Source organism: Asprobacillus argus, assembly GCF_032248395.1.
GTDB lineage: Bacteria > Bacteroidota > Bacteroidia > Flavobacteriales > Flavobacteriaceae > Polaribacter > Polaribacter argus.
This window is the reverse complement of sequence record NZ_JAVTTO010000002.1, coordinates 378,338-395,556: the sequence shown is the minus strand read 5'-3', so window position 1 is coordinate 395,556 and position 17,219 is coordinate 378,338. Positions and strand designations below refer to the sequence as shown.

Below are 17,219 nucleotides of genomic sequence, written 5' to 3'. Positions count from 1 at the left end.
CTATTTTTGTGGGTAGCTAAAATGATCATACTTCCACATGCATATATTGGATAAAAAAACAATCGCACAATTTTTTCTTGATTCTAAAGAGTCCAAGCTAAATGGAAGATGGATTAGATTGAATGATATAGCTCCACTACTTCAAGATATTCCGAAAATCATAAAGAATCATATTGGAGACTCTGAAGAAGAACGACCTATTTACAGCTTGGAACTAGGTAATGGTGATAAAAAGGTGCTTATTTGGACGCAAATGCATGGTAATGAAAGTACCGGAACCAAGGCTGTGTTTGATCTCATCAATTTTTTATCCCTGAATAACTCAGTTGCGAAAAGTATCTTATCACAATGTACAGTACGCATTATTCCTATGCTTAATCCAGACGGAGCGCAGAAATATACCAGAGTAAATGCTAATGAAATTGATCTTAATCGCGATGCAGTAGATAGGTTAGCCATGGAAAGTAAGGTATTACGGAGTCAATTAGAGGAGTTCAATCCTGACTTTTGCTTTAATCTACATGATCAGCGAACGATATTTGGCGTTGAAGGGACACAAAACCCTGCAACTCTTTCGTTTCTGGCTCCTTCAGAGGAGGAAACAAGAGCCATTACACCAGGAAGAATCAAAACAATGAACGTAATTGTTGCTATGAATAAGCTCTTGCAACAGATCATACCGGGTCATATAGGTAGGTATACAGATGAATTCTACCCAACAGCGACTGGTGACAACTTTCAAAAATTAGGCTTCAGCACAATCCTTATTGAGTCTGGACATTACTATAATGATTATGATCGAGAAGAAAGTAGAAAATTCACGTTTTTTGCACTATTACAAGGGGTATATCATATAAGTACTGCAAGTGATTTTTCAGAATATCAACCATATTTAGGTATTCCAAACAACAATAAAGGCTTCTTGGATATAGTACAACGAAATGAAAATCAGGAAGATGAAGCATATCAATATGAAGAGAAAATTATAAATGGACAATTTTCCTTAATTCCTCAAAAAGTTCAGCATATCGATTTAAAAACGAAATTATTTCACAATGAAAACGATTTCGTAAGCTAATTTCATTGAATTTTCATCACCTTTTCGCGATTTATTTTGAATTTTTTTTATAATTTTGTATTGTTATTTGAATAATTATCAAAAGAATGAAGAAATTTATACTAGATGAAATAGATCATCAGATTTTAGACATCTTGATTGAAAATGCGAGAACTCCATTTACCGATATTGCAAAAAAATTATTGGTTTCTGCTGGGACAATACATGTTAGAGTAAAGAAAATGGAAGATGAAGGCATCATACAAGGATCTACATTAACATTAAACTATGAAAAAATGGGCTATTCTTTTATTGCTCATGTTGGTGTTTTCTTAGAAAAAACATCGATGACACAAAGTGTTATTACCGACCTAAGAAAGATACCGAACGTTACCGTAGCCTATGTGACTGCAGGAAAATATAATATTTTCTGTAAGGTACGAGCAAAGGGGACCAACGATGCAAAGGAGATTATTTATATGATCGATGAAATTCCTGGTGTAAATAGAACGGAAACTATGATTGCTTTGGAAGAGAGTATCAATGATAAAAAACGAATGATGCACGCTATCTTTAAAGAGCTATAAAATCTACCAATTATATTGCAAGCCTCATCTTAAAAGATGAGGTTTTTTTATACCTGAAAGTAAGTGTCATTTGAAAATTCGAATTACTCTTTTATCAATTGTTTAGAATTTATATACTCAGAAGGAGTTACGTTCATAATTTCCTTAAATCTTCTCGTAAAAGCCGATGCATTTTTATATCCTACTTCTTTACCAATAGCAGCAATGGAGTACTTAGAAAACGATGTGTCTTTTTCCAATTTTCTAATTACGTATTCGATTCTTAGATGGGATAAATATTCACTAAACGTTTGATGCTTATGCTTGTTTATTACTTTAGAAACATAAGTAGTATTTATATTTAAATGTTTAGCCAATACATCAATTGTAAATTGATGTGATAAATATAGCTCCGTATTTTCAAAGTCTTTTAATTTATTTAAAATAGTATTGACCAGCTTCTCATCAATTTCTTTTTTATATATTTTCTTTTTAGATATTTTTCTTTTCAAATTTCTTTTTTTAATGAAGATAATTACAACTAATAAGATTAGGATATTTATTGCATAAATAAGGTTTAAAAAAAAGTTGTTATTTCTTTCAAAGTTAAGGTCTTCATTTATTTTTTCTAAAGCTTCTAATTCTATAGTATATAAATTCTCTGATACCATTTTTTTACTATCCTCTAACTCTTTATATTTTGCAAATGCTAGGTTAGAATAATGTAGAGCACTACCTTTTTGATTTAAAAATGAAAAACTATAGGTTAAATTACTATAAACATGTAAAAGGTTTTGTTGATTGTATGATGGGTTTTCTTTAAATATTTTCAAATATTTTTTCCCATAAGCAATAACGGAATCATGCTTTTTTATCTCTTTATAAACAATTGTTTTATAATAAAATACTTCATGAAGATATTGAGGGAATTTTTTCTTTAACTTATCAAAATCATTTAAGTATAATAATGCAAATTTATACTCTTTTCTTAAGATACTTAACTTTGCTCTTCTAATAAGATATTGAGGTTCTGTGTGGCTATTAGGTAAAACTTTAATACTACTATATGATCTGTTATAATAGACTTCTGCAGAATCTAATAAAGATTCATTTTGTTGATGCTTATATTTCGAGATAAATGTTTTTCCAAGTAGATTAAACATATGAGCTTCAAAAAAAATAATAGAGCGAGCATCTTCTTTGCTTAGTTTTTTCCCTTTTACCCTATATAGCATACTTTTACAGGTTCTTAAAATCTCAAGAGCTTGTTCAAAAAAACCTAAACCTTCCTTTAAACTTGCTAAACTTAAATTAATTTGCAGCTCATTTTTATAAAAATAATAATCTTTAACAGCTAAGTTTTCGATAATTTTTTTCTGCTTCAATAAATATTCTAATGCCTTACCATAATCCTCTCGATTTTTATAAATGTAAAACAATCTCCGATAGGCACTCACTAATCTTTTTTGTAGGCATATTTCTGATGAATCTTCAAAAAATAAAATGGCCAGATGTATGATCCTTTTTGCCTCTTTAAAACTACCTCTTTGATAAAACCCTCTAGCTTCATTTATATAACCATCTGCTTTATAACATTTATTAGTAGATTTTTGCAATTCTTTTCCATAAAAAATAAGGCTGTCATTATTTTTATGGGAAAATTCTAATATTTTTTCATAGTGCAATGAATCAAGATGGGAAGCATCATTTTGTGCAGTAAGCTGCATAACACAGAACAAAATCACAAACAAGCATGTTTTCCTCCTTATATTTTTCATCATAATTTTTCTTAACCACTATGCTATTTACGAATGAGCTACACATTAAACATAGGTAACTTTCTTATTTTTAAGCTTTTACAGAATACAAAGTATGCTATTCCCAAACTGCACATATAGTTAGTTGCACTAACTAACTATCCTACTGTAACTTGCGTAACAATTATAAAGATTAAGATTGAATTCTGGAATAGGTGTAAATACTATATATGTACTTATGGAAATATCACTATTGGAGGGGTTCAAAAAATATTTAACAAATATATAAGAGTATGCACATTTAAAATAAAATTATGAAAACAACAAAATTATTTAGCTTTTTAGTAACAGTATTATTAACGGTTAGTTGTAGTGTAGACGATGAATTAGAATTTGAAAAAGATATTACAGCAAACAGTATTAATGAATGTATTCAAGATTGTGATATTGATGATGGTAACTCAGGAGGAGGATTAGGAGGAGGAACAGGGTCTTCAATATGGCCTAAGTACTTCTATACGCATAAAGGTGAAACAAATAATAATGTCTATTATGCAGAATCTAATAATGGTACAACTTGGTCTGCAAACCAGTTAGGATTAGGAGCACAAACTAGTCAAGGATCTGCATCTGTAATCTTTAACAACAGACAATTTTTGTTTTACAAAGGAAACAATTCTGCTAACATTTTCTATGCTTATAAAACATCACCAACAAGTTCATGGCAAGGAAATGCTTGGATAAATAATAATCGGAATGACTCCAAAACTGATAAATCCTTATCTGTTACAGTTTTTAATAATAAAGTTTTTGTAGCGCATCGAGGCCAAACGAATAAAGCACTTTATTTAAGTTATTCAACGACATCTTCAGGGATAGGAAACTACACACAGGTTCAAGCATTGTCTACAGGAAATAATGTAAGAGATTTTTCTATGGTTGCTAATGGAAACACTATGTATATTTTTTGGACTAAAACAAGTGATAATAATAATGAAGATAGAAGGATATATTACAAAACAAGCACCAATCCAACAAATCCTGGTAGCTGGAGTAGTACAATTAGGTTACAAGATAGTAACAATGCTGCATTTACCACTAGTGCAGAAAACGGATTGTCCGCTGTTGCATTAAATGGGAAAATATTTATTGCTTTCGGTCTTGAATGGAGACATAGAACTTATTGGATTCAAGGAACCATTAGAAGTTTATTTTTAGGTGTTCTACATGAAGACGATAGATGGTCTCATTTTTATTATCCATATGAAACTCAAAGAAGGCCAGGAATCATGGTTACTGAAGATTCTAAGCTTTTAATAAGTTTTGCTGGTAAAAGTACAGATCGAATCAACACTATGAAAGTGGATACGAATGGGAGTATATTAATTCCTCCTTCAGAAACAGCAGGAGAAGCAAAAGTTGGAGGCGTGTTTTCTTACAGTAATTATTAAGCTACTCGGTTTTAAGTACAACAATTAGGCGGAAACGGAAAAGCCTTAAGATCGAGTAGGTGTATTTTTAATTTTTTTATATTATGAAAAACTAATTTTAGTAATGTTAGTAGGTGTTGGATTATCACTAACGGGATGTAATGAACCAGATGAAGAGTATACAGGAACAGGGCAGGTAGGTGATTGTAGAGTATATAATAGCCAAGGAGAACTTATACTCAGGGCGATGTGATATCAGGCAGTAGTCAACCAGTAGCTTTCAAAAAACTTTAATCTAAAAAATAAATTAAAGTTGAAAATCTTCTTAAAATTATTTTAAGAAGATTTTTAATGATTTTAAATTATCGATATTAGCCTGGCTAGTAGTACCAAAATAACCTCATCGATTTGACGAGGTTTTTTATACCTTACCAACATGAATATTATATCAAAACTTCCTAGAGTAGGCACAACTATATTTACCACTATGAGTACGTTAGCAAATGAGCATAATGCCATTAATTTATCGCAAGGGTTTCCAAATTTTCCTAGTGATCCAAAACTAACTGAGTTAGTCTCAAATGCCATGAACAATGGCTATAACCAATATGCTCCAATGTTAGGAGTGTTGCAGTTACGAGAAGCTATCGCTGTAAAGTTTCACAAGCTATACGCTACTTCTTACCTTCCCGAAAGTGAAATTGTCGTCACTTCTGGGGCCACACAGGCCATTTATACGGCTATTTCCGCCTTTATCGGTCCTGATGATGAAGTTATTGTATTTGATCCTGCATATGATTGCTATAAACCTGCAGTTACCGTGAACGGGGGAAAAGCTATTTCTATACAGTTGACACATCCAGATTATCATGTGAACTGGAATGAAGTACAAAATGCTATCAACGAGCGTACAAAAATGATCATTATCAATACGCCTCAAAATCCAAGTGGAAGCACATTCTCTAAAGAAGATATGCAGCAGTTAGAGCGATTGGTTAAAGATTCAAATATCATCGTATTAAGTGATGAGGTCTACGAACATATGGTATATGATGGCGCAACGCATCAAAGCGCATGTCTATTTCCTGGATTAAAAGAGAGAACTCTCATCACAGCTTCATTTGGAAAAACATTTCATAATACAGGTTGGAAAGTAGGCTATTGTTGCGGACCTCAAGAGTTGATGAAGGAATTTATTAAAGTACACCAATTTACCGTCTTTTGTGTGAACCACCCAGTTCAGATTGCACTAGCACAGTATCTAGAGGATGATACGCACTATCTTTATTTACCTGAATTCTTTCAAAAGAAAAGAGATCTGTTTCTAGACGCTATTTCCGGATCAAGGTTTACATTTAAACCAACCAAGGCAACCTATTTTCAAAGTGTATCATACGATGCCATTTCTCAGGATGGAGATCAAGACTTTGCTAAAGAACTAACCACTAAATATGGTGTAGTGTCTATTCCGTTATCTGTGTTCAATGCAAATCAACTTGATTTCAAGGCATTACGTTTCTGCTTTGCTAAAACTGATGAAACCTTATTGAAAGCGGCAGAGATTTTGAATAAAATATAATGCGATGTTCATTTAATATAGTACTTTAGTTTTTCAAATCTGATATTTATTTCATAGAAATGAACACTCAAATAGACTACGGTCAAAGCACAGTTGAAAAAGACCAATTGATCAACTTGTATACAAAAATGCTGAAGCCACGGCTGATCGAAGAGAAAATGTTGGTCTTGTTACGACAAGGAAAGATCTCAAAATGGTTTTCAGGTATTGGTCAAGAAGCCATTGCTGTTGGCGTTACTTCCGCATTAACTAAGGAAGAGTATATTTTACCCATGCACCGAAATCTAGGGGTGTTTACTACTCGAGAAATCCCATTATATAGGTTATTTACACAATGGCAGGGAAAAATGAGTGGTTTCACCAAAGGTAGAGATCGAAGTTTTCATTTTGGAACGCAAGAATTTAATATCGTTGGAATGATCTCCCATCTAGGACCTCAATTAGGTGTCGCAGACGGAATTGCCTTAGCTAATAGACTAAAAGACAACAATCAGGTTTGTGCTGTGTTTACAGGTGAAGGAGGAACTAGTGAAGGTGATTTTCATGAGGCCTTGAATGTCGCTTCCGTATGGAGTTTACCAGTATTATTTTGTATTGAAAATAATGGCTATGGATTATCCACTCCTACAGCCGAACAATATAATTGCGAGCATATTGCAGATCGTGGACTAGGATATGGTATGGAATCGCATATCATTGACGGAAATAATATTGTAGAAGTATTTACAAAAGTATCTGAACTAGCACAAAGCGTTAGAGAAAATCCACGCCCGATCTTATTGGAATTCAAAACCTTTAGAATGCGCGGTCATGAAGAGGCTAGTGGTACCAAATATGTTCCAAAAGAATTAATGGATACCTGGGCTAAAAAGGACCCCGTAAACAATTTTGAAAACTATCTTCTTTCCATTGGTAGTATTGACGAAGCTTTTATTGCTGAAACTAAAAAAGTGATCAAAGGTGAGATTGATGCCCATTTAAAAATGGCTTATGATGAAGAAGCAATTGTTCCAGACCTAAAAACTGAGTTGCAAGATGTGTATGCTCAATATCAACCAGAAATTATAGTACCCTCTCAAAATAAAAAGAAAATACGGCTAATAGATGCCATTTCGGAAGGACTAGAGCAGTCTATGGACAAACATGACGATCTGATCATTATGGGTCAGGATATTGCCGAATACGGCGGTGTTTTTAAGATTACTGACGGATTTGTAAAGAAATTTGGTAACCAACGGGTACGCAATACACCTATTTGTGAATCGGCCATCGTATCTGCAGCCTATGGATTATCTGTGAATGGTATGAAAGCGGTTATGGAAATGCAATTTGCAGATTTTGTAAGTTCTGGATTCAACCCTATTGTGAATTTATTAGCAAAATCTCATTATCGCTGGAATCAAATAGCGGATGTCGTGGTGCGAATGCCATGTGGAGCAGGAGTAGGCGCAGGACCCTTTCATTCACAAACTAATGAAGCCTGGTTTACAAAAACGCCTGGATTAAAAGTAGTGTATCCAGCTTTTCCACAAGATGCGAAAGGTTTATTGGCCGCAGCTATTAACGATCCAAATCCTGTGTTATTCTTTGAACATAAAGCATTATACAGATCTGTATATCAAGAAGTTTCAGAAGAATATTTCACGATTGAACTAGGAAAAGCGAACGTACTGCAGGAAGGAAATAATGTTACCATTATAGCATATGGAGCTTCGGTCCACTGGGCATTGGAAACCTTAGAAAAGAATCCGAACATTCATGCCGATCTTATCGATTTAAGGTCCTTACAACCTTTAGATACTGATACCATTTACAATTCAGTAAAAAAGACTGGTAAAGTGATCATTGTGCAGGAAGATTCTCTATTTGGAGGAATTGCAAGTGACTTGTCAGCAACGATTACCGAAAACTGTTTTGAGCAATTAGATGCTCCCGTAAAAAGGGTGGGTAGTCTGGAAACACCGATCCCATTTCAAGCGGCGTTAGAAAAGCAATATCTGGCAAAGAATATTTTTGAAGAGGAATTGATCAAATTACATCAGTTTTAACTTTTATTTAGAATCATTCTAATATATTTGCGGCTATCAAATTTTTACAAATGAAAGTCACAAATAGAAGTCTTCATAGAGACATCGCCTATTTCTATGTAGGGTTACTCATCGCATTTTCCTTTTCTGGAATCATCTTAAACCATAGACAAGATTGGTATCCAATGAATTACACTTATGACAGTAAAGAGGTTTCATTAACATTACCTGCCACCGAGGTGGAAATAACCAAAGAGTATTTGGTAGATGCCACTAAGGATTTTGAAGCTACATATGATGGCCATAGAATCCGAAACGGCTCGTTGCGTGTATATTTCAAGGGAAATGGAATCTTAGACATGAAATTAGATGAGGATAAAGGGATCTTAGAATTTAAAAGAAAAGTCCCATTTATTGGTCAAACTATGTATTTACATAAGACTACCAACAATTTTTGGATTTGGTATTCCGATATCTTTGGAGCGGCTATGATCGTGATTGCAGTCACAGGAATGTTAATTCCTGCCGGGAAAAAAGGTTTCAAAAAAAGAGGATGGAAATTGGCGCTATTAGGTTTACTATTCCCGCTTTTATTTTTAATCCTTTTCCCATAAAATTTCGATATCTTTAGGTTCATTTTTAAAATTATACAGATCAATGAACAAGCAGCTTATCTTTAAGAAGAGACCTATTGGGTTTCCGGACGAACAAACATGGAATCTAGAAACGACTGAAATACCAATACTTAAAGAAGGGGAGGTGCTTATTCAGCATCATTATATTTCTCTGGATCCGGCAATGCGCGGTTGGATGAATGACAACAAATCGTATATTCCGCCAGTGGGGATCGATGAAGTAATGCGTGCAGGTTCTATTGGAAAGGTAGTTAAAGTAAATAACCACCCTCATTACAAAGTAGGCGACTGCTTAACCGGTTGGGGAGGTGTGCAGCAATATGTGGCTACAGATGGAACTGGTTGGCATAAAGTGGATGACACTATCGCTCCAATGCCTTTATTTATAAGTACATTGGGAATGCCAGGCATGACTGCCTATTTTGGAATCTTAGAGGTTGGAAAATTAAAGGAAGGCGATATCGTATTAGTGTCTGGTGCTGCTGGAGCTGTTGGCTCTGTTGTAGGACAAATAGCCAAAATAAAAGGTTGTACAGTAATTGGAATTGCTGGAGGAAAAGAAAAATGTGATTATTTGGTAAATGAACTTGGCTTTGATGCTGCTATTGATTATAAATCAGAAGATATCTATACTGCCTTAAAAGAAAAGTGCCCGAAAGGGATTGATGTCTATTTTGACAATGTGGGTGGTGAGATCTTAAATGCGGCATTGACCAAACTGAGAATGCATGCTCGAATTGTCATTTGCGGAGCCATATCACAATACAATAATAAGGTAAAGGTACAGGGCCCATCTAACTATTTATCTCTTCTAGTAAAGAGAGCTTCCATGCAAGGTATGGTCGTAATGGATTATGCCAAAGATTACGGAAAAGCAGCTCAAGAAATGGGTATGTGGATTGCGCAGGGAAAATTAAAATCTAAAGAAGCTATTTTCGAAGGCATTGAAAATTTTTATGAGACCTACGGCCGCTTATTTTCAGGCGATAAAAAAGGAAAGCTCATTCTGAAAGTACTAGAAGATTAATGGAGCATTTTTTTCAGTGTCCGTATTGTTGGGAAGAGATCTCAATGATTCTGGATACGAGTATCCCTATACAAACTTATATTGAAGATTGTGAGGTTTGTTGTAATCCTATTGAATTAACTCCAAATTTTCAAGGAAGTGAATTGGTTTCTTTTTCCTGCTCATCCATTGAGCAATAACACTTCAAATTCTAGATGTAAAAAGCAATCTGTCATTCCGCACGAAGGGTATTAACGATAAGGAAGAATCTCAATTCTCAGTACATATTTAGATTGAGATTTCTCAATCGCTTTTAGAAGCTCATGTCGAAATGACCATACTTGTTAATGCGAACTTACACTGTTAAATATTAGTTAATTGGAGTTAATTTTTTGAATCAATGTATAAGAAACCTCTAATTTTATAGAAAACCTAACTATCTAATTATCATGAAAAAAATCATTTCCGGAGTAGCATTTATCGCTACAGTACTTTTAATGATTGCTGCGACGAAAGATAAAAAATCAGAATTAACGAAGAATTTTACCACAGGAGACACGGAGATTGCTTCTATCAATAGTATGAGCTTTGGCCCAGAAGGCATTTTATTTATTGGCGATTCTAAGAATGCCATGATCTATGCCCTAGACACTAAAGACAATACCTTACAAGAAAAGGCAGCGTCTATTGGTATGAATAAATTTGATGAAACTGTTGCTGCTTCTTTAGGAACGACCGCCGACAATATTCGAATTACGGATATGGCTGTAAATCCTGTTTCTAAAGCAGTGTATTTTTCTGTACATACAAAAGATGGTACTCCAGTACTATTAAAATTAGTTGGCAAGAAGCTAGAAAACGTTTCATTGAAAAACATCAGTTATTCCAAAACAAGTTTAAAAGATGCCGTTGCTGCTGATGCCAAAGATCAACGAGGGAGAGCGCTTCGTCATTGGGCTGTAGCTGATCTAAAGTATCATAATGGAAAAATAATGGTTTCAGGACTATCAAACAAAGAATTTGCCTCTACCTTTAGAAGTATTCCTTTTCCTTTTACAAACAAACAAGAGTACGCATCGTTAGAGATCTATCATGCCGCTCATGGTCGTTACGAGACGTATGCGCCTATTAAGGCTTTTGACGTTATTACGATGAATAATGAAGAATACTTGTTAGCGAGCTATACCTGTACGCCATTAGTGTTGTTTCCTATGAAGGATATGCAAAATGGTAAACATTTAAAAGGTAGAACTATTGCCGAATTAGGAGGAGGAAACTCGCCTATAGACATTCTTCATTTCGAAAAAGATGGAAAAATGAAGTTTTACCTATCCAATACCAATAGACCAGTAATGCGTATCTATCTAGATGATATAGTCAATACAAATGCATCATTAACAACACCCGTTACGGAATTTGGAGAAGCTGCAGGAATGACCTATGACAATCTACCTTTTGTAAATGTGATCCAAATGAGCGATCTTGACGAAAGCAATGCTTTATTGTTAAGAAGAAGAAGAAACGGAGATCTATACTTACATAGTAGAAATAAAAAATGGATGTAATTCCAACACACATATCAACAAAAAGGATCAAGGCACTCTTGATCTTTTTTTGTGCAACACTCTTTTTGCTTTCTTGTGGCCAAGAAGCAAAAGTCAGTGATATTTCGGTTCATTACGAGGGCAACAAAGGGCTTAGTGTTCATTTTAAAGGATTTGAAAGCCCAGATTATCAAATTGTGACCAAAGAAAATGATACTGTTCCTATTTTGGGTGAACTGAATACAGAAGATACCGCCATCATCTTTACTCCGGTCATTCCCTTTAACAATGGAGGGCACTATCAGATTTTGAAAGAGCGTGAGGTAGTAGGGGAGTTTCATATAAAAGAAAGTGTTCCCAGTATACCTCCAAAAGTAGTAGCTATATACCCTAAATTGGACACGGTCCCTGAGAATCTCCTAAAAATGTATATTGTTTTTTCCAAGCCAATGCAGGAAGTACGTAGCTCTTTAGAATATATAAAAGTTATCAACTTACATACTCAAAAGGAAGAAGCTATTTTCTTGCCATTGGAGACAGAATTGTGGAATGCAGATCATACTGAGCTCACGCTATGGTTAGACCCAGGGCGTATAAAGAAAGATTTGATCCCTAATAAAAAGCTGGGAATCCCTATAAAAAATGGAAATAGTTATGAGGTTATTCTTAGTAAGGAATGGAATGATGCAGAAGGAAGTGAATTAGCAAAAGAGTATAGAAAAAAGATAGTTGTTGTTGCTAGAGATGCCAAGATGCCTTCCGTAAAACAATGGAAACTGACCGTTCCAAATGCTGACAGTAAAGAAGCTTTGGGTATTGCCTTTGATGAGCTTATGGATGCCATGCTCATCGAGAAGAGTATCGTCATAATGGATGCACAAGATCAATCAGTAGCTGGTGGTTTTTTAACCATGGGTAGTCCAAATAGCACTTTGTTCATTCCAAAAGAGCGTTGGAAAAAAGGAACTTATACAATGGTTGTACAAAGTAGCATGGAAGATCTAGCGGGAAACAATCTGAATCGTTTATTTGATACCGATCTTCAGCAGGAAAAAAAGACAAAAGATTCTAAGACGAAAACAATAACTTTTACGATCCAATAGGGTTTCTCCAACCGAATTTTAGAAAGAGTGCATTCCAATCCTCCGAAAATGGTGCATTGATATGCAATACTTCTTGAGAAAAAGGGTGTGTAAACGATAACGAGCCAGCGTGCAAAAAGAGGTTTTTCCATCCGAATTGCTCAACATACATGGCATCATGACGGTGATCTCCATACTTCCCATCTCCAATAATAGGATGTGAGATCTTTTTCATGTGGATTCGTAATTGGTGCATTCTACCGGTTTTAGGCGCTAGTTTTACCAGACTATATCTAGAGGTATCATACCGTCCTACAGGGATATCTAAGCTTATCGTTTTTAACAAGGTTAATTCCGTGATAGCATCTTTATAGGCCTTGGCATCCTTTCCTTTTACGGGTGAATCAATATATTGCTGTTCGGGAGCGAATCCACGAACAACGGCATAATAGGTCTTCTGAATCTCCTGATCTGTAAACAATTTCTGAAAAGTAGCAACATCCGTTGTTTGTCTCGCTAGTAAAATAACACCCGAAGTTCTTCGGTCTAACCGATGCACAGGATAATATTTCTCTCCGAATTGTTGTTCTAATAATTGTAATAATGAGTTTTCATCTGCATTATTCCTTGAAAATTTTCCGTGGTGCACCAATACATCGTGTGGTTTATTTACACAGATACAATAGTCGTCTTCGTATAGAATATCTATTTTCATTTATGCTCTTTTCACGAATAACAGTAGCACTATGGAGCAAATTCCAGCGATCAGGAAACCAACAAAAAGTGGGAGGGAAGTAGTTAGTACAAAGCTTCCAATAAAAGTAGCTATAGGCACTGCCATTACCGTAGAAACAAATCCATTGATCGCGGCACCAATACCCGCAATATGTCCCAAAGGTTGCATCGCTAATGATCTGAGGTTTCCAAATAGGAATCCAATACAGAAAAATTGTACCGTAAAGAACAATACCAAAACATAAATACTAGGGTTTCCAACACCATAGAATAACACTACATATAGCAGAGATACGAGTGCAAATAACACAGAGAAAATATCCACTAATTTACGCATGCCAAAACGCATAACCAGTGTACCATTAAAAAAAGTAGCTAAGCCTACAGAAAAAGCGAGTCCGCCAAAAATATATGGAAACTCTTCTTTGAGTTGATATTGTTCTTGAAAGATATGTTGTGAGGTACTTAAGAATACCATAAATGCTCCCGTAATTAAGCCAGAGATCAAGGTAAATACAATAGCAGCTCTATGCTTTACAAATTCTTTGGATCCCTCTACAAATAAACTCAATGTAAAGGCTTTTTTATATTCAGGCTTTAATGTTTCAGGTTGTCGTCTCCAAAGCCATATGAGGACTATAACTCCAAATACTAACTGACTGTAAAAAATGGATTCCCAACCAAAGCTATCTAAAAAGAGTTTCCCTAGCGTTGGAGCCACAATAGGCACCAATATAAAAATAGCCACTACAAAAGACATGATCTTGGCCATATAATCGCCACTATACGTATCTCGGATCATCGCAATAGCCAATGTTCTTGGTGCAGAGAGTCCGATTCCTTGTAATATTCTACCTAAGACCATGATCTCTAAACTTTCGGCATACACACAGAGTATACTAGCCGCTACGAAAATGAGAAATCCAACATACACTACAGGCTTTCTTCCTAAACTATCGGAAATAGGACCGAATATCAACTGACCGACACCCAAACCTAAAAAGATCATGGTGATCAGCATCTGGTTTTCGCTAGAATGGTTCGTTCCGATGGAGATACCAATCTGGTCCAATGCCGGTAAAATAGCATCAATAGATAAGGCCACTATAGACATCAAAGATGCCATTAATGCAACAAATTCGAGTTTAGAAGGTTGGGTGTTAGATTGCATCGTGCAAAAGTAAACTATTTGCCACACAACCTTATCGTTTTACAAATGAAATAAAGTGTATAAAAATTATAATTTTAATAAAATACAGCGCTTGGGAAGTGTATCATTGCTATTGAAATTTAAAACACATCGCATCATGAAAAAATTAGTCGCTTGCATTATACTTGTCTTAGTAGCACTGCCTGCTGTATCACAAAACAAAAAAGAGCAGGAAAAAATAGCACAGGAGGTCAATACTCAATTGTGGAAACCTTTTAAACATTCTTTAGAAAATAGAGATGCAAAAACATACAACGATCTGCATACGGATGATATATTAAGGGTGAACAAATGGGGGATCCGTATTGGCAAAGCTTTTAAAGATAGAAATACAGCCAATTATGCCAAGAAGGATGATAGAAAACGAACGATAGACTTTTGGCTAGAGCATCGCATCTATGCTGGAAATACTGGTTATGAAGTAGGATATTATCGTATTACCACAACCTCTCCAGACGGAACGACTCGAGAATCCTATGCTCGTTTTCATATTGTTCTAAAAAAAGTAAAAGGCTCCTGGAAAATTGCACAAGACTGGGACACTGGCGATATTAATGGAGTCAAAATTACTGCTAAAGACTTTGCCAAAGGCACTCCCTTAGATCTGGATTAACTACTATTTTTTGAAACGATTGCGATACTGGGAAGGTGTTTCTTTATACACTTTCTTAAACAAGGTATTGAACGTAGGCTGAGAATTAAACCCTGAATCATAGGCTAAAGAAGAAATCTTTAGTGGCATGTATTTAGGGTCTTTTAATTTTTTGGCAGCTTCTTCCAAACGAAAGGCATTGATATAATCGGCATAACTCTTATGAAACTCTTGGTTAATCACCTGAGATAGGTGATGGGGTTGCACCTGGAGCATCTCTGCCAGTGTTTGTAAGGTTAGTTCCGGGTTTAGGAAAGGTTTCTCTGTCATCATAAGCTCTTCTAGTTGTGACTTATACAGGGAAGCTTTTTTACTTTTTAGGGAAGACGTTTCATATTTGGTGCTAAATAACACGCCATTATTCAATAGAATATATCCCATCGAAATCACGATGACCGTATAGAGAATTGCACCTCCGATATATCCCATGTAGTGAAAAAGGGCAGGGGAATAGGCGAGTAGCATCAGGCTCGTAATGATCAAGATTCCACCTAACCACTTTTTTGTTTTGACTTCTAACATGTTTCTTTTGCTATAAAAGCGTTGAAAAGCGATGATAAAATAGAGGAGTATCGATATATAGGATGCTAATAAACCTCCGTTAGCCCAAAAGTTCCAACGAATAAAAGGGCTAGTCGCGATAATTACAGCATAGGGCAAAAAGTGCCATAGATAGCGGTTTTGAAAGGCAAATTTTTCTTTTATTCTAGATGAAAAATAGAGCATATACAAAGGGCCAATAGCAAATTGATGGGCCAAACCGATATAGATCAACAATCTCCAAATCAAATCGTTAGAGAACAGTTCTGGATTTAGATCTCTAAAATGTACAAAGATATTCTTGGCAATACGAATACTCGTTACAAACAAGAGCAGGGCAAACAGTTTATTAGAAAAGTGCTTGTTCTTTACCCAAAAGACAACAGCAAAGAAAATGCCTTGAAAGGCGCCGAAAAATGCTAATAATGTTAAAATGTCTATGCTAAACATACGTGATGGTCCTTTTCGTAAATATATATGTTATCCGTTCAAATGCGAAAAAATTTACCATATCCGCCTCATTTTTAACACTATATTGGTAGAACGGTACAAATTTTGATGTATATTTATAGTATCTAAATTCATTGAAAATGAGAGTATTAGTTGTTGTATTATGTGGTGTTTTGTTGCTAGGCTGTAAAACATCGAAAGATCTGGAGACTTCAGCGGCCCAAAAAAAGGCCCTGGCTGAAATGATGGAAGATAAGTCTTATGAGATTACATCGAAGTTGGCATTTCCAACGGAGGGTGTTATTACCTTAGCCAATACTGGTTTATTACCAAGAGATAGTAATCCAAGTAGTATCAATCTATTGAATACGTCGAACTATATCAAAAAAAGTGGCGATAGTATTCGTTTAGATTTACCTTATTTTGGTACGCGTAGAATGGGTGGTGCTGGTTACGGAGATGATAACAGTATTATGTTGGAAGGTATTCCAAGTACCTATAAAACTACTTATAACGAAAAAAAGCAGCGTTATAAGATCTTCTTTAGAATGCGTAAAAAGCAAGAAATCTTTAATGTAACAGTGTATTTGTTCTCAAATCTAACGTCAGATGTCCGTGTGGTAAGCACACATCGATCACCGATTAGCTATAGAGGCTCTATAAAGGAGATATAAAAGTTGAATGTTACATACTAACTATATAGAGGGGCCTAAAGGCTCCTTTTTTTGTGAAAATCTATTTATTCTTGTTCTTATGACGTATATAGCGATAAAAATTCCTAAAATTAGTACGGATGAAAAATAACCGTTTAAACGGTTAAAGAACTCTAATTTGTCATAATAGCCGCCAATAGAAGACTTAAGTAGGACAATGCCTGAATTAAACGTTTTGGAAGTTTGATCATATGATTTTAGTACCAATATAAATTCGATACGAAGAAACTCGAAAG

The 17,219-nt window shown here is 35.1% G+C and carries 17 protein-coding genes; 13 read left to right on the top strand and 4 right to left on the bottom strand.

The genetic code is table 11. From position 1 onward, the window contains the following. Positions 1 to 37 precede the first annotated feature (37 nt). Positions 38 to 1,078: a M14 family metallopeptidase gene (locus tag RQM59_RS05495; protein WP_349241080.1), complete on the top strand. Its 1,041-nt coding sequence runs from the start codon at positions 38 to 40 to the stop codon at positions 1,076 to 1,078. An 86-nt stretch (positions 1,079 to 1,164) separates the two neighbouring features. After that, positions 1,165 to 1,644 (top strand): Lrp/AsnC family transcriptional regulator, encoded by a 480-nt coding sequence (locus RQM59_RS05490; protein WP_349241079.1) that lies wholly within the window; start codon positions 1,165 to 1,167, stop codon positions 1,642 to 1,644. Between the two features lie 83 nt (positions 1,645 to 1,727). Here RQM59_RS05490 and RQM59_RS05485 read toward each other — a convergent pair whose 3' ends face one another. Then, a complete protein-coding gene (locus RQM59_RS05485; protein WP_349241078.1) occupies positions 1,728 to 3,404 on the bottom strand; it encodes a helix-turn-helix domain-containing protein in 1,677 nt (558 codons plus the stop codon). Between the two features lie 290 nt (positions 3,405 to 3,694). Here RQM59_RS05485 and RQM59_RS05480 point away from each other — a divergent pair, with 290 nt between their 5' ends. From RQM59_RS05480 to RQM59_RS05440, 9 genes are all read left to right on the top strand, one after another. Beyond that, a complete protein-coding gene (locus tag RQM59_RS05480; protein ID WP_349241077.1) occupies positions 3,695 to 4,831 on the top strand; it encodes a hypothetical protein in 1,137 nt (378 codons plus the stop codon). 103 nt (positions 4,832 to 4,934) lie between these two features. After that, complete coding sequence (locus RQM59_RS05475; RefSeq protein WP_349241076.1) at positions 4,935 to 5,063, top strand: hypothetical protein; 129 nt, start codon at positions 4,935 to 4,937, stop codon at positions 5,061 to 5,063. 183 nt (positions 5,064 to 5,246) lie between these two features. Further along, a complete protein-coding gene (locus tag RQM59_RS05470; protein ID WP_349241075.1) occupies positions 5,247 to 6,389 on the top strand; it encodes a methionine aminotransferase in 1,143 nt (380 codons plus the stop codon). Positions 6,390 to 6,448: 59 nt separating this feature from the next. Next, the gene (locus RQM59_RS05465; protein ID WP_349241074.1) at positions 6,449 to 8,437 is read left to right on the top strand and encodes an alpha-ketoacid dehydrogenase subunit alpha/beta; all 1,989 of its coding nucleotides are present in this window, start codon (positions 6,449 to 6,451) and stop codon (positions 8,435 to 8,437) included. 50 nt (positions 8,438 to 8,487) lie between these two features. Beyond that, positions 8,488 to 9,030: a PepSY-associated TM helix domain-containing protein gene (locus RQM59_RS05460; protein WP_349241073.1), complete on the top strand. Its 543-nt coding sequence runs from the start codon at positions 8,488 to 8,490 to the stop codon at positions 9,028 to 9,030. Between the two features lie 43 nt (positions 9,031 to 9,073). Beyond that, positions 9,074 to 10,078, top strand: coding sequence for an NADP-dependent oxidoreductase (locus RQM59_RS05455; RefSeq protein ID WP_349241072.1), 1,005 nt, complete (start codon positions 9,074 to 9,076; stop codon positions 10,076 to 10,078). Continuing rightward, on the top strand, positions 10,078 to 10,257 hold the full coding sequence (locus tag RQM59_RS05450) for a CPXCG motif-containing cysteine-rich protein (protein ID WP_349241071.1): 180 nt from the start codon (positions 10,078 to 10,080) through the stop codon (positions 10,255 to 10,257). Before RQM59_RS05455 ends, RQM59_RS05450 begins: the two co-directional genes overlap by 1 nt. Positions 10,258 to 10,506: 249 nt before the next feature. Next, positions 10,507 to 11,622 (top strand): hypothetical protein, encoded by a 1,116-nt coding sequence (locus tag RQM59_RS05445; RefSeq protein ID WP_349241070.1) that lies wholly within the window; start codon positions 10,507 to 10,509, stop codon positions 11,620 to 11,622. Further along, positions 11,613 to 12,704, top strand: a complete 1,092-nt coding sequence (locus tag RQM59_RS05440) for an Ig-like domain-containing domain (protein ID WP_349241069.1) — start codon at positions 11,613 to 11,615, stop codon at positions 12,702 to 12,704. Before RQM59_RS05445 ends, RQM59_RS05440 begins: the two co-directional genes overlap by 10 nt. Here RQM59_RS05440 and RQM59_RS05435 read toward each other — a convergent pair. After that, a complete protein-coding gene (locus RQM59_RS05435; protein WP_349241068.1) occupies positions 12,691 to 13,398 on the bottom strand; it encodes a pseudouridine synthase in 708 nt (235 codons plus the stop codon). The two genes, RQM59_RS05440 and RQM59_RS05435, sit on opposite strands and share 14 nt — an antisense overlap. Then, positions 13,399 to 14,589, bottom strand: coding sequence for a multidrug effflux MFS transporter (locus RQM59_RS05430; RefSeq protein WP_349241067.1), 1,191 nt, complete (start codon positions 14,587 to 14,589; stop codon positions 13,399 to 13,401). Positions 14,590 to 14,725: 136 nt separating this feature from the next. Here RQM59_RS05430 and RQM59_RS05425 point away from each other — a divergent pair, with 136 nt between their 5' ends. Then, complete coding sequence (locus RQM59_RS05425) at positions 14,726 to 15,241, top strand: YybH family protein (RefSeq protein ID WP_349241066.1); 516 nt, start codon at positions 14,726 to 14,728, stop codon at positions 15,239 to 15,241. Between the two features lie 3 nt (positions 15,242 to 15,244). Here RQM59_RS05425 and RQM59_RS05420 read toward each other — a convergent pair whose 3' ends face one another. Further along, complete coding sequence (locus RQM59_RS05420; protein ID WP_349241065.1) at positions 15,245 to 16,270, bottom strand: helix-turn-helix domain-containing protein; 1,026 nt, start codon at positions 16,268 to 16,270, stop codon at positions 15,245 to 15,247. A 140-nt stretch (positions 16,271 to 16,410) separates the two neighbouring features. On the opposite strand from RQM59_RS05420, the gene RQM59_RS05415 reads away from it, so the two are divergent. After that, positions 16,411 to 16,944 carry a DUF4251 domain-containing protein gene (locus tag RQM59_RS05415; RefSeq protein ID WP_349241064.1) on the top strand — a complete coding sequence of 178 codons (534 nt, stop codon included), beginning with the start codon at positions 16,411 to 16,413 and terminating at the stop codon, positions 16,942 to 16,944. The last annotated feature ends 275 nt before the right edge of the window (positions 16,945 to 17,219 follow it).